Source organism: Reichenbachiella sp. 5M10 (assembly GCF_002742335.1).
Classification (GTDB): domain Bacteria; phylum Bacteroidota; class Bacteroidia; order Cytophagales; family Cyclobacteriaceae; genus Reichenbachiella.
Window position 1 is genome coordinate 1,637,366 of the sequence record NZ_MDGR01000007.1, and the last position, 12,557, is coordinate 1,649,922.

The 12,557-nt window shown below is 46.5% G+C and carries 12 protein-coding genes; 10 read left to right on the forward strand and 2 right to left on the reverse strand.

Going from position 1 to position 12,557, the window contains the following annotated elements; translation table 11 throughout:
- Positions 1-18 precede the first annotated feature (18 nt).
- On the forward strand, positions 19-219 hold the full coding sequence (locus BFP72_RS06535; protein ID WP_099598372.1) for a hypothetical protein: 201 nt from the start codon (positions 19-21) through the stop codon (positions 217-219).
- 10 nt (positions 220-229) lie between these two features.
- On the opposite strand, the gene BFP72_RS06540 is transcribed toward BFP72_RS06535, so the two are convergent.
- Positions 230-628: a gamma-glutamylcyclotransferase gene (locus tag BFP72_RS06540; protein ID WP_099598373.1), complete on the reverse strand. Its 399-nt coding sequence runs from the start codon at positions 626-628 to the stop codon at positions 230-232.
- A 157-nt stretch (positions 629-785) separates the two neighbouring features.
- On the opposite strand from BFP72_RS06540, the gene BFP72_RS06545 reads away from it, so the two are divergent.
- The 5 genes from BFP72_RS06545 to BFP72_RS06565 all read left to right on the forward strand — a co-directional run bounded on the left by BFP72_RS06545 (position 786) and on the right by BFP72_RS06565 (position 5,427).
- Positions 786-1,337, forward strand: a complete 552-nt coding sequence (locus BFP72_RS06545) for a hypothetical protein (protein ID WP_099598374.1) — start codon at positions 786-788, stop codon at positions 1,335-1,337.
- Positions 1,338-1,441: 104 nt separating this feature from the next.
- Entirely contained in the window at positions 1,442-2,983 is a 1,542-nt protein-coding gene (locus BFP72_RS06550; RefSeq protein WP_099598375.1) for an SDR family NAD(P)-dependent oxidoreductase, read from the forward strand.
- Entirely contained in the window at positions 2,983-3,759 is a 777-nt protein-coding gene (locus tag BFP72_RS06555; RefSeq protein WP_099598376.1) for a tRNA pseudouridine(38-40) synthase TruA, read from the forward strand. Before BFP72_RS06550 ends, BFP72_RS06555 begins: the two co-directional genes overlap by 1 nt.
- A gap of 143 nt (positions 3,760-3,902) precedes the next feature.
- On the forward strand, positions 3,903-4,880 hold the full coding sequence (locus tag BFP72_RS06560; protein WP_099598377.1) for an SMP-30/gluconolactonase/LRE family protein: 978 nt from the start codon (positions 3,903-3,905) through the stop codon (positions 4,878-4,880).
- A gap of 109 nt (positions 4,881-4,989) precedes the next feature.
- A complete protein-coding gene (locus BFP72_RS06565) occupies positions 4,990-5,427 on the forward strand; it encodes a cytochrome c (RefSeq protein WP_158233315.1) in 438 nt (145 codons plus the stop codon).
- 71 nt (positions 5,428-5,498) lie between these two features.
- Here the strand turns inward: BFP72_RS06565 and BFP72_RS06570 are convergent, their stop codons facing one another.
- Positions 5,499-5,918 carry a hypothetical protein gene (locus BFP72_RS06570; protein ID WP_099598379.1) on the reverse strand — a complete coding sequence of 140 codons (420 nt, stop codon included), beginning with the start codon at positions 5,916-5,918 and terminating at the stop codon, positions 5,499-5,501.
- A 559-nt stretch (positions 5,919-6,477) separates the two neighbouring features.
- Here BFP72_RS06570 and BFP72_RS06575 point away from each other — a divergent pair.
- The 4 genes from BFP72_RS06575 (at position 6,478) to BFP72_RS06590 (ending at position 12,554) form a co-directional block, all read left to right on the forward strand.
- Complete coding sequence (locus BFP72_RS06575) at positions 6,478-8,511, forward strand: transketolase (protein ID WP_099598380.1); 2,034 nt, start codon at positions 6,478-6,480, stop codon at positions 8,509-8,511.
- A gap of 86 nt (positions 8,512-8,597) precedes the next feature.
- On the forward strand, positions 8,598-9,254 hold the full coding sequence (gene fsa, locus BFP72_RS06580; RefSeq protein WP_073121916.1) for a fructose-6-phosphate aldolase: 657 nt from the start codon (positions 8,598-8,600) through the stop codon (positions 9,252-9,254).
- 223 nt (positions 9,255-9,477) lie between these two features.
- The gene (locus BFP72_RS06585; RefSeq protein ID WP_099598381.1) at positions 9,478-10,374 is read left to right on the forward strand and encodes a DMT family transporter; all 897 of its coding nucleotides are present in this window, start codon (positions 9,478-9,480) and stop codon (positions 10,372-10,374) included.
- Between the two features lie 197 nt (positions 10,375-10,571).
- On the forward strand, positions 10,572-12,554 hold the full coding sequence (locus tag BFP72_RS06590) for an FGGY family carbohydrate kinase (protein WP_099598382.1): 1,983 nt from the start codon (positions 10,572-10,574) through the stop codon (positions 12,552-12,554).
- Positions 12,555-12,557: the final 3 nt, after the last annotated feature.

Genomic DNA, 12,557 nt, shown 5'->3' on the forward strand with positions numbered 1-12,557 from the left:
GCCCCTAAACACTAGTATATGAGTATTGCCTTGAATAACCTTAGGACACACAAAGAGTACGTTTTGATCAACTACGGGGAGAAATTCGAGTTTAGCGTAGTGGAGATCCTCTATGGAGAGGAGTTTGTTCTAAAGGACGTTCATACCCTCGAAAACTATAAGATGTCAGAATTGATTGGCAAAGGACGAGGCAAGGATTTTAGCATATGGGAGAGGTGATTGGTTGGGCCTAGATGAAGCGCCCAGAAGCAATCCATTGGTGCTCTGCTACTCGACGATTGTAGAGATACACCCAGCAGGTGTAGGTCTTTTCACCACAGTGAATGGATGCCGATTCGCGGACATACTCATGTGGCCATGAGAAGTCTGGTCCTATCCCTTCGTATGCGTCCAATTGAATCAGTACCTGGTCTGCATTGGCCTTGTCAAACTCGTAGACTTGGCCATGTACTTGATGGGAGGGGTCTGCTGAGCTGAGGACGCCGGGATAGACGTCTACTTGATAGAGTTTGCCTTGGAATATCCCGTCTGCCAAATAACGTGCATTGGCACGGAGCAGCCGAGCATAGGGGTTGTCATGAGACTGTAGTAGTGTACCATAAACAAACAATCGTTGGGTTGTATTCATGCCGATAGATATTCGTAGACAAAGTAAAAATATTGTATTTGGTCAAATAGAATAGAATTTTTCTATTTGATAATTTTACTTATTTTAGATTCTTCTTTTGAATCGATAGATTCAGAAAAGCAGCATTTGAGAGCATACTTTTGAAACTAAAGACAAAATGGAGGTAAGAGGATCGGTATTGATTAGTATAGATGAATTCATGAAAAGTGAACATGCGGATCAATACGCTGTATGGAAAAAGAAACTCTCAAAAAACACGTTGAACTTGCTAGAAACGACTGGTCCACAGAAATGGTGCCCAGTAGAGGATGGGGTGATAGATCCGACGGTACAGTTGTGCAAGTTGTGCTACACAGATGCTAAAAAGGGAGCTTGGGAATCGGGTAGGTATAGTGCCAAAGTATCACTTTCGGGGATATATAAGATATTCGTATTGGTGAGTACCCCGGCTTTCATGCTGAAGCGATCGAGTCGTGTCATGACGACATTCTACAATCCGACGAATATCGAAGTAGCCAATGCTACAGATAAATCCATGTTGCTTCACCTGACAGAGCTACCTGTCAACAACGAACTGCTTGAGTACCGCATAGGTGGATGGATGGAAAAGGCTCTAGAGATATGTGGGTGTAAAAACTTGCAGTTCAAGATCACGAGCTCACTGTCCAAAGGGGATTCATTCACTGCCTATGATATCAGTTGGGATTGACTGTCTTTGATTTATAATAGGAAATGGAAATCTAATGCACACCGCGTTAGATTTTTTTTTATCCCTGAACTCCTGCTAGTTTTGCGCTCGAAAAAAATAAAACTATGGCTGAGTCAGACAAGGGGATAGATAGGGAGGAACTGGAGCGTTCGATCAAGATGCTCGAGACATTGAGTGAGCGAGGAGAGCTACTGGATGCCTTGCCAGAGGCGTTGCGCGTAGATTTGCTCAAAGCTGCAGGCAAACTGTCCCGCCCTGATCGCAACGAATATCGTCTGAGAAAGAAACAAGCTAAGAAAGAAAAGCGCAAGCAGGTCGTAACCAACGACCGAAAAGCCAGGGCTCTATCAGGTATTCGCTCTGCACGTGAGACGCCAGTGTTTGAGGCGCCCAAACAACTGCTCTTACAGAATATCCCCACGACAGATGATCGGGTCTTGTCCTCTCCGCGCAATTGCTACGTCTGCAAGAAGGAATATACCAAGCTCCACCATTTCTATGATGCGATGTGTGAGGAGTGTGGGGATCTTAACTACATGAAGCGCTTCCAACGTGCCGATATGACAGGGCAGGTGGTACTGATCACGGGATCACGACTGAAAATCGGTTACCACATCTGTCTGATGATGCTGCGTTCTGGCGCTACGGTGATCGCGACGACTCGCTTTCCTGTGGATTCGGCCAACCGATTTGCTAGGGAAGAGGACTACCACGACTGGAAGGAGAGGCTGCATATCCACGGGCTGGACTTGCGTCATATTCCTAGTGTAGAATTGTTCGCGAGCTACGTCGAGCAGAATTTTGACCGATTGGATGTCATCATCAACAATGCCGCGCAGACGGTACGACGACCGCCAGGGTTCTATAGCCATATGATGGAGAAGGAATTGCTGCCCTACGAACAACAGTCTAAAGAGGCCCAAGTGCTACTCAAAGATCATCATGCCTGCGTGCGGGATTTGACGGACTATGGCAAGGCACTCGAAAACAACGATGGCGCCATGCCAGTGACATGGCATGGACAGGAACCTGGTGTAGGGATCCGTGCCTCAGCAAAGTTGTCACAGATACCGTACCGTTTTGACAATTCGCTCGAAGCAGCGGAGATATTCCCAGAAGGGGAACTGGATGCTGACCTCCAACAGGTCGATCTTCGCAAGACCAATAGCTGGCGCTTGCGACTAGGAGAGGTGCAGACCGCCGAGATGCTCGAAGTACAGCTCGTCAATTCGGTAGCGCCTTTCGTACTGATCAATAACCTCATTGGCCTGATGCGCAAAGACTACACTGGACAAAAACACATCATCAATGTCTCGGCGATGGAGGGTAAGTTTCATCGGTTCAAGAAAGAAGATAGACACCCGCATACCAACATGGCCAAGGCAGCACTCAACATGATGACACATACGTCGGCGAGTGATTTTGCGAAAGATGGTATCTATATGAATGCTGTGGATACGGGTTGGGTGACCGATGAGGATCCTGTCGAGCTGGCGAAGAAGAAAGAGGAACTGCATGACTTTCAACCACCGCTAGATATCGTCGATGGTGCAGCACGTGTGGTGGATCCCTTGCTCGACGGTATCAACTCTGGCAAGCACTGGTGTGGCAAGTTTCTCAAGGATTATTTTCCGATTGACTGGTGATGCAAGGCCAACGCTACTACTACTTGATCGAACTCCAATATCTGGGGTTTCGCTACCATGGCTTCCAAAAGCAACCCAACGTCAAAACGGTGCAGTTGGTGCTAGAGAGGACGCTCAACTATGTCCTTGGACACAAAGATCACAAAGTCCTCCCTTCTGGACGTACCGACGCGATGGTGTCTGCCAACCAAGCTTATATAGAGCTGTTTGTCAAGGAAGAACTCGACGAGCAAGTATTTCTCAAAGACTTCAATCATAACCTACCATCTGATGTACGCGCGATGAGTATCGAACAGGTCGATGCGAAGTTCAATGTGATCCTCAATCCGAAAATCAAGGAGTACCTGTACTTGTTTTCCTTTGGAGAAAAGAACCACCCTTTTGCCGCGCCTTATATCTGTCACATCAATGATCACCTAGATATTGAGCAGATGAAAAAGGGGGCACAGTTGTTTCAGGGACGTCACAACTTCCAAAACTATGTCTACAAACCCTCTGAGATGACCGTGCTAGAGCGAGAGGTGGTGCAGTGTGAATTAGTCAACAACGACATCTATACCGCGAGTTTCTTTCCAAAGCAGAGCTATATGCTGCGTGTATGTGGGCCTGGGTTTATGCGTCATCAGGTGCGGCTGATGGCGGGCGCACTGATCAATCTGGGACGAGGTGTCCATACAATGGAGGAGTTGGAATTATCATTGACACAAAAAAGAGAAGAACCCTTTACATTCATTGCACCAGCTTCTGGTCTGATATTGAATTCAATTAATTTTTGAATAGGGCGTCAATTGTGAGTTTTTTTGCGACAAGCTGGGGAGATGTATCAACAATTGTGCAATTCACCCACCGAGGTATTGGGAGATAGTCCGTTGATTTGTGTTGTTGAAATCGAGGATAAAAGTAAACCAAAATATATAGCATGAAAAGTACAATACTAGCAGTAGGCCTATTGGCAATGGCATCTTGTACCGCACCAAAGACCTCCGAAGGAGAGGTTCAAACACCACAAGACGATATCCAACGATGGGAAGCCGTATTGTTTTATGAAGACAAAAACGAGTTAGGAGAAGGGGCCATTTGGAACCACGAGACGAACGAGCTCTGGTCGGTAGATATTGAAGGCAAGAAGTGGTTTCAGCTTGATGTATCCAACAAATCTCAGCTGGTGCATCAGTTGGATCAGCGCATCGGAACCATCGTACCAGCGGCAGATGGGCGTGCTGTCATTGCGTTAGAGGATGGGGTGTACTACTACGACCCTGAGACTGGACAGCAGGAGTTGATTGTCAGACCCAAGCAGCATGGTGAGAAGATTCGCTTCAACGACGGCAAGTGCGACCCTTCTGGGAGGCTTTGGGTCGGCTCGATGCATCAAGATCAGATCAGTGATGCAGCGAAACTCTATAAGATCAGTGGAGACGGAACCGCTGAGCAGATGCTCGACAGTGTGACCATCTCCAACGGGATCGTTTGGTCATCTGACCAAAAGACGATGTACTATATCGATACACCAGATGGCAAAGTACGGGTATTCGATTATGATGACGAGACGGGTACGATCTCAAACGAGCGTAGTTTGATGGATTTTACGGCATACGGCTATCCCGATGGCAGCACAATTGATGCTGAGAACAATCTGTGGGTGTGCCTATGGAATGGCAACAAAGTGTTGCAGATCGATACCGAGTCAGGAGAGATCATTGGTGAAGTGCATATTCCTGCACACAACATCACGTCTTGTGCTTTTGGGGGAGAGAACTTGGACTCGCTATTCATTACTTCTGCTAGAGTGGATATGAGTGAGGCGGAATTGGACTCTCTACCACACGCTGGAAGTATATTCGTAGCAGTCCCGGGAGTCAAAGGGGTTAAAGCCAATTTCTTCGGTCAAGAGTAGCTAGGGCTTTTCTCTTGCGGATAGTACAGGTTGCTCCTTGGAGTTTTGGAGGATTATTTGCTGATGAATGAGATTCCCTATTTAACTTAGAATGGAAGAAATGCAACGTATGAAATTAGAAATATCTATCCTGTTTGTCTTGCTGTGGTTTGCTGCGGCATGCGGAGGAGCCAACCCAAGTACGAATATGGGAACAGGGGAGACGGTTGCCTCACAAGATCCGATGTTGAAGAAGGGGCAGAAAGTCTATCGCGCCCATTGCATGGCATGTCATCAAAAGGAAGGTACAGGGGTTTTACGGATGAATCCACCTTTGATTCAGACAGAGTGGGTACTAGGAGACAAAGCGCGCCTCATTGGGATCATTCTCAATGGATTTGAAGGTGAGATCGAAGTAGATGGAGTGACGTACAACAGCATTATGAATTCCTTTTCTTACTTGTCAGACGAGGAAATATCGGCGCTGTTGACCTATGTTAGGCAGAGTTTTGGTAATGACGCTTCACCTGTCACGAGCGATGAGGTGGCGGCAGTGCGCAAACCATAGTTGGAAGGCAAGTGTGACCTATAAAAGCCCAACTGATACGATTCAGTTGGGCTTTTCTAATTGGAGGGAACTTAGTAGAATAAAATGCTAGCCGCAATCACCCATGCTCCTACACATACGCCGATTAGACCGAGGCGTCCTTGCATCGGAGCAAGCTTAGCGAGCAATTGCTCTCCTTTCTTTTTAGCTTCTTCGTTTTTAGAAAGGATAAGTTGACTGATCATACCATACCCAAGAATGAATCCTAGCACTGCTTCGATAGCACTCGATGCGATCCATGTGATCCACCAGATCGGGTAGGTAGAGAGTAGTCCCATGTTGAGAAGGGCTTGAATCACTCCCCAAATGCCCCAAAAGCAAAAGCCAAGACCTATCCACCCTTGATAAGGTGTGATTTTGTCTAAAAGCTCTTGTGCATTAGGTTTCTTGGCCAGTAGCAAAGAAGGTGCTGCGAGAATTCCGAGGATGATTAATGTGATTCCGTATATCATAGTGTTTGTTTTTGATTGTGTTATTTGTTTGCGCAAAGATGGATTGCATGCTAGGACAAATACATCGCTACAATGTGGTAAAACCATAAATCCCTATTTTTAGTGAGTTCACGGCTTTGGACTGCAAGTCCAAAGCCGTGAAATGCCTAGAGGTGAAGGGAAAGAATCTAGGAATAGTCCAATATATATTGGGTCAGCGAATGAGGGTGAAAGGAGGGGTAGTGGCAGAATAAAACATAAAGTGTAATTTGTACACGTTATATTTTATTCTATATTTGAAGAAGGAATTCAAGCCTTGAAGCAACGAATGGAGAAGATGAAGTGGGATAATCAAGGTGTAGGCCACGTATGGTGTGTTTTTCGGAGGTTGGATTTCTTTTGAAGTATTGGTGACATGGATTTGAAGGGGGCTTGCAGTAGTACAATACATGCTTGAATTGGGATTAATATCCACCTTTGAGGTTATAAATAATAGATTTTTAAATTAGTTTTGGGTTTAGTAAATGCCTTGGATTTAAAAGATTTCCGAGGCATTTTTTAATTTCTAGAAACAGTACAAATGAAGACAGTAGACTTACAGGCAGCAGACAACATTAGAGCATTAGCCGTTTCGATGGTAGAGAAGGCAAAATCTGGTCACCCGGGAGGGCCCATGGGTGGGGCAGATTTCATGCACATTTTATACTCAGAGTTTTTAAGATTCGATCCGGACAACATGAGCTGGCATGCAAGAGACAGGTTCTTCATGGACGCAGGCCATTTGTCTTCACTGATGTATGCGCAGTATAGCCTGTTGGGCAAGTTCTCGATGGAAGACCTCTCCAACTTCAGACAGTGGGGATCAGTCACTCCAGGTCATCCAGAAGTAGACGTAGAACGTGCGATAGAAAACACCTCAGGGCCACTTGGTCAAGGACATGCCATGGGAGTAGGAGCGGCGATCGCTGCGAAGTTTCTCCAGGCCAAGTTTGGCAACTGGATGGACCAAAAAATATACGGATTCATATCTGACGGAGGTATCCAAGAAGAAATCTCTCAAGGGGTAGGACGTATCGCGGGTCACTTGGGATTGAACAACTTCATCATGTTCTTTGATAGCAACGACGTGCAGCTCTCTACGATGACTGACGAGGTGACTACTGAGGATACTGCGATGAAATACGAGTCATGGGGATGGAAAGTCGTCACAATCGACGCACACAACCACGACGAAATCAGAAAAGCACTCAAAGATGCAAACGCTGAGACGGAGAAGCCAGTACTCATCATTGGTAAGACCATCATGGGCAAAGGCTGTGTGACAGCTGAAGGCAAGATGTTCGAAGGACACTGCGAACTACACGGTCAGCCAATCGGCGCGACAGGTGCGGATTACGAAAAGACATTGGAGAACCTAGGATCGGATCCTAAGGACCCATTCAAAATATACCCTGAGGTAGCTGCACACTATGCACAAGTACTGAAGGATAAAACGGCTGCTGCTCAAGAAGCTTACGCGAAAGAAGAAGCGTGGAGAAAAGACAATGCAGCACTCGCAGCGAAACTAGATCAGTTCTTGACAGGTAAGATGCCAGAAGGAATTGATTTTAGTGAGATCGTTCAAAAAGAGGGAGTAGCGTCAAGAGCAGCAGGGTCTGCGGTATTGGCTTACCTCGCGGACAAAGTAGAAAACATGATCGTGTCTTCTGCGGATTTGTCTAATTCAGACAAGACGGACGGTTTCTTGAAGAAAACAAGATCCATCCAGAAAAATGATTTTGGTGGCGCATTCTTGCAGTCAGGTGTGGCTGAGCTGTCTATGGCGGCTATCGCCAATGGGATGGCACTGCACGGTGGTGTGATTCCAGTGGTGGGTACGTTCTTCGTATTCTCTGACTACATGAAGCCCGCGATTAGACTTGGAGCGATCCAAGAGCTACCGGTGAAATATGTATGGACACACGATGCGTTTAGAGTAGGAGAGGATGGACCGACTCACCAGCCGATCGAGCAAGAGGCACAGATCAGATTGATGGAGAAAGTTCAAAACCACAGCCACAAAAATAGCTTCCTTGCACTCAGACCTGCAGATGCTGCAGAGACAACCGTAGCGTGGAAAATGGCTATGGAAAACACAGACGTCTCGACAGGTTTGATCCTGTCGAGACAAGGAATCAAAGATCTACCTGCTCAGGGAGCTTCGAGATACGAAGATGCGCTCCAAGCGGAGAAAGGTGGATACCTCGTGCAAAAAGTAGAAAACCCAGACGTGGTGTTGATCGCCAATGGTTCGGAAGTAGCGACTTTGTTTGCGGGAGCAGCTTTGCTTGAAGAGAAGAAAGGATTGAAAATCAACATTGCTTCGATTCCTTCTGAGGGACTATTCAGAAGCCAAGACAAAGCTTATCAGGAATCAGTAATCCCTACAGACAAGCCTATCTTCGGTATGACGGCTGGATTGCCTGTCAACTTGGAAGGACTCGCGGGACCAAACGGTAAAGTCTTTGGGTTGGGACATTTCGGATATTCTGCTCCTGCTGGAGTATTGGATGAGAAATTCGGATTCACTGGCGAAAACGTGTACAACCAAGTGGTTGAATTGTTGGGACTTTAATTCCGATGGTCTTCTTGGTTTGTTTTTGACGAGCCAAGAAGATCGGATACATAGAATAAAACTTTGACTATAAACAGACAATAGACATGCAATTTTTCATCGATACCGCCAATCTTGATCACATCAAGGAGGCATATGACTTAGGAGTATTAGACGGTGTGACCACCAACCCATCGTTGATGGCCAAAGAAGGCATCACTGGCGAGGAGAACATCAGAGCACACTACAAGAAAATCTGTGATATCGTAGATGACAAGGTAAGTGCAGAGGTAATCTCTACCGAATTTGATGCGATGCTCAAAGAAGGATTGGAACTAGCAGCGATCGATCCAAAGATCGTCGTGAAAATCCCAATGATCAAAGACGGTATCAAGACCATCAAGGCGTTGAGTGACAAAGGGATCAGAACCAACTGTACGTTGATCTTTAGCCCAGGACAAGCAATCCTTGCTGCGAAAGCGGGTGCGAGCTATATCTCTCCATTCATCGGGAGATTGGACGATATCGGGTTTGACGGGATGAACCTCATCGAGCAGATCGTGGGTATCTACGATAACTTCGGTTTCGAAACTGAAATCCTAGCGGCATCTGTGCGCAACCCACTACACTTGATCAAGTGTGCTGAGGTAGGTGCAGACGTAGTGACCTGTCCATTGAGTGCGATCATGGGCTTGTTGAAACACCCATTGACCGACAGTGGATTGGCGACTTTCCTAGCGGATTACGCCAAAGGAAACAAGTAAGGGGGTTACTTTCTAGAAATTTGAAAGGGATACATCTGTGATGTATCCCTTTTTTGATAAATACATGTGGGTAGATGATGTCAATAGGGGGTCTATCCCGTTGGTCCAATCATTAGGAGGCAGTTGTCGTGCAGTCTTTGTGAGCACAGGTGCTAAAGTCCAACCTTTGTTAGTATCCCAGTCTAGTCATTCCTAATTTCGCCCGATACAAAATGAAATCAATATGTGGGTGATTCTGGGAGTGTTGTCTTTGCTGGCTTTGGGAGTGTATGATCTACTCAAGAAGGTCTCGCTCAATGACAATGCAGTTTTGCCCGTGTTGTTTTTCTCGACCTTAGCTTCTGCCTTGCTTTTCGTGCCGCCGTTGGTGTTGTCTCATACAGTAGAGGGGTTTGAGCAGTACGACAATTTCTATATCCCCTCAGTAGGCCTCAAGGTACATTTGTTAATCCTGATCAAGGCTTTGATCGTCGTGTCATCGTGGATTCTATCCTTCATGGCACTCAAAAACTTGCCAATCAGCATTGTCTCACCGATTCGTAGTACAGGGCCAGTATGGACATTGCTAGGTGCGATTCTAATGTATGGTGAGACACTGACACTCCTGCAGTGGATGGGGATGATTGTTGCCCTCGTTTTCTTTTATTTCTTCTCCATTGCTGGCAACAAGGAGGGCGTCAATTTCAAAACCAACAAATGGGTTTGGTTCATTTTTTTAGCGACCATCATTGGGACTTTTAGTACACTGTATGACAAGTACCTCATTGCACATTACAATCGCCTAGCGATTCAGGCCTATTTCTCTTTCTACCAAGTGCCTATTATGCTCTTGGTCCTGTGTTTTTTTTGGTATCCCAAACGAAAGGAGTTGACTCCTTTTCAATGGAGAAACACGATTCCGTTGATAGGTATCGTGCTTGTCTTGGGTGATTTTGCTTACTTCTATGCGTTGACCTTTGAGGATTCTCTGGTGTCAATCCTGTCTTTGCTCAGAAGGAGCAGCGTGATCATCTCATTTGGAGTGGGGGCCATCCTTTTTAAGGAAAAGAATATCCTTTACAAGTCACTGATTCTGTTGGGGATCATAGCAGGGATTGTTCTCATCATGTTTGGCAGTTAGTGGGCCCAAAGTTTATAGTTCACGAAGTGAAAAGCATCGATGCACTTGTGATTCCAAAATGCTGGATGTAAATGTGAAGATTGTTAGGCTAGTCTGCTCAAGTGACGTAACTTTGGCGTAGTTAAGGGGTGAATAGAGGCGTTTTCGCTACATGTAGAGCCTATTCACTCTTAAGGAGCAGATTCACGGAAAGAAGGATGTATTTATTAGGTTACGAAGTAGGCAGTACGACCGTCAAAATTGCACTGATTCGATCAGAGGACAACAAAGTCATCGGAGTAGGACAATACCCGGAGCATGACTCGACGATACTGTCTCGTCACAGTGGATGGGCAGAGCAGCATCCTGAGTCTTGGTGGCAGGATCTCTGTACCGCTACTCGAAATATCCTGTCCCAAAATCATATCAATCCTCGAGAGATCAGCGGGATAGGGATTGCCTATCAGATGCACGGTCTCGTGCTCATCGACGAAAACAAGAAAGTATTGCGTCCTTCCATCATCTGGAGTGATAGCCGTGCGGTGACGATAGGCAAAAAGGCCTTCAAGGATCTGGGAGAAAAAGAATGTCTAGAGAATTTCCTCAATTCGCCGGGCAATTTCACCGCATCTAAACTACGCTGGGTTAGAGACAATGAACCAGATATCTATGATCGTATCGATAAGATCCTGTTGCCAGGAGACTACATCGCGATGAAATTCACAGGTGAGGTGCAAACCACAATTTCAGGTTTGTCGGAGGCTATACTTTGGGATTTCAAAAAGAAGAAGACAGCCAAGCAAGTCTTAGACTACTACGACATCAGCGAAGACTTGATTCCCGAGATCGTACCGACTTTTGCGAGGCAAGGAGAGGTGACTGCCGAGGCGGCAGAGATGAGTGGGTTAGCTGCAGGGATACCGGTGACCTATCGAGCTGGTGATCAGCCCAACAATGCCCTGTCTCTCAACGTGCTCAACCCCGGAGAGATCGCTGCGACCAGTGCTGAATCAGGGGTGGTCTACGGGATAGTCGATAGACCCAAGTACGACATACGCTCACGTGTCAATCCTTTTGCACATGTCAACTACGAAGACAACTACGACCGCATCGGTGTACTGCTGTGCCTCAACGGAGCAGGTACGCAATATGGATGGATGAAAAGCCAGATTGCACTCAGTGGTCGTCACTACGACGACATGGAGCGCATGGCTTCTACTGTACCGATAGGGTCAGATGAGCTATGTATTTTGCCTTTTGGCAATGGAGCCGAGCGGATGTTGGACGAAAAAAGCATCAACTCCCACATCATGAATCTGGAGTTTAGCAGACATTCTAGAGGGCATCTCTACCGGGCAGCTTTGGAAGGAGTGGCCTTTTCGTTCGTTTATGGGGTGAATCTGCTCAAAGAGCTCGGGTTGGAGGTGGATGTGCTTCGTGTGACCAACGACAACATGTTTCAATCTGAGGTGTTTTCGATGACAATCGCGACGCTGCTTGATTGTCATATCGAGGTAGTGGAGACTACAGGAGCCATCGGTGCTGCACGTGCTGCGGGTGTCGCCAATGGAGTGTACTCATCGCTGGAGGATGCTCTGTCTCATGTGACGCCTAGTATCATCCACGAACCACGACTCAATCAGTCGCGTTGCAACCAGGCCTACAACCTTTGGTTGTCTTACCTAGACAAGGCACTGTTTGATATGCCTTCCAAGTCCAACAGGCCCGAAGTGCTTCGGGCCAAAAACGATACGTTGAAGGCAACCATTGACGAAAAGAACAAGGAGCTTGCCGCGCTAGCCATGCAGTTGCACAACAAGGATGAGTTTTTGATGGATATCAAGAATACTCTCCAAGAATTGGGGACGGCACTTTCCACAGAAGATCAAAAGAAGGCCTTGCAACGGCTCGTCGGTAAGATTGAAAGCAAGACAGATAGTGACAAAGATTGGGAAAGCTTCGAGGATCAGTTCAATCTGCTGCACTCGGACTTCTTCAAAAAACTCAAGAGCGATTTTCCTAAGCTATCAGTACCCGAAGCGAAACTCTGCATGCTCCTCAAGATGAAGCTATCCACCAAGGAGATCGCCAATCAACTCAATCTCTCCGTACGTGGTGTAGAGACCCGCCGCTACCGCCTCCGCAAAAAACTGCAAATCAACAAAGAACTGGATCTGGAAGAGTTTTTGGATAGGGTTTAATCT

Excerpts from the sequence above, each read along its gene's own strand:
- BFP72_RS06535 (WP_099598372.1), top strand. The coding sequence starts at position 19 with ATGAGTATTGCCTTGAATAACCTTAGGACACACAAAGAGTACGTTTTG.
- BFP72_RS06540 (WP_099598373.1), bottom strand. The coding sequence starts at position 628 with ATGAATACAACCCAACGATTGTTTGTTTATGGTACACTACTACAGTCT.
- BFP72_RS06545 (WP_099598374.1), top strand. The coding sequence starts at position 786 with ATGGAGGTAAGAGGATCGGTATTGATTAGTATAGATGAATTCATGAAA.
- BFP72_RS06550 (WP_099598375.1), top strand. The coding sequence starts at position 1,442 with ATGGCTGAGTCAGACAAGGGGATAGATAGGGAGGAACTGGAGCGTTCG.
- BFP72_RS06555 (WP_099598376.1), top strand. The coding sequence starts at position 2,983 with ATGCAAGGCCAACGCTACTACTACTTGATCGAACTCCAATATCTGGGG.
- BFP72_RS06560 (WP_099598377.1), top strand. The coding sequence starts at position 3,903 with ATGAAAAGTACAATACTAGCAGTAGGCCTATTGGCAATGGCATCTTGT.
- BFP72_RS06565 (WP_158233315.1), top strand. The coding sequence starts at position 4,990 with ATGAAATTAGAAATATCTATCCTGTTTGTCTTGCTGTGGTTTGCTGCG.
- BFP72_RS06570 (WP_099598379.1), bottom strand. The coding sequence starts at position 5,918 with ATGATATACGGAATCACATTAATCATCCTCGGAATTCTCGCAGCACCT.
- BFP72_RS06575 (WP_099598380.1), top strand. The coding sequence starts at position 6,478 with ATGAAGACAGTAGACTTACAGGCAGCAGACAACATTAGAGCATTAGCC.
- fsa (WP_073121916.1), top strand. The coding sequence starts at position 8,598 with ATGCAATTTTTCATCGATACCGCCAATCTTGATCACATCAAGGAGGCA.
- BFP72_RS06585 (WP_099598381.1), top strand. The coding sequence starts at position 9,478 with ATGTGGGTGATTCTGGGAGTGTTGTCTTTGCTGGCTTTGGGAGTGTAT.
- BFP72_RS06590 (WP_099598382.1), top strand. The coding sequence starts at position 10,572 with ATGTATTTATTAGGTTACGAAGTAGGCAGTACGACCGTCAAAATTGCA.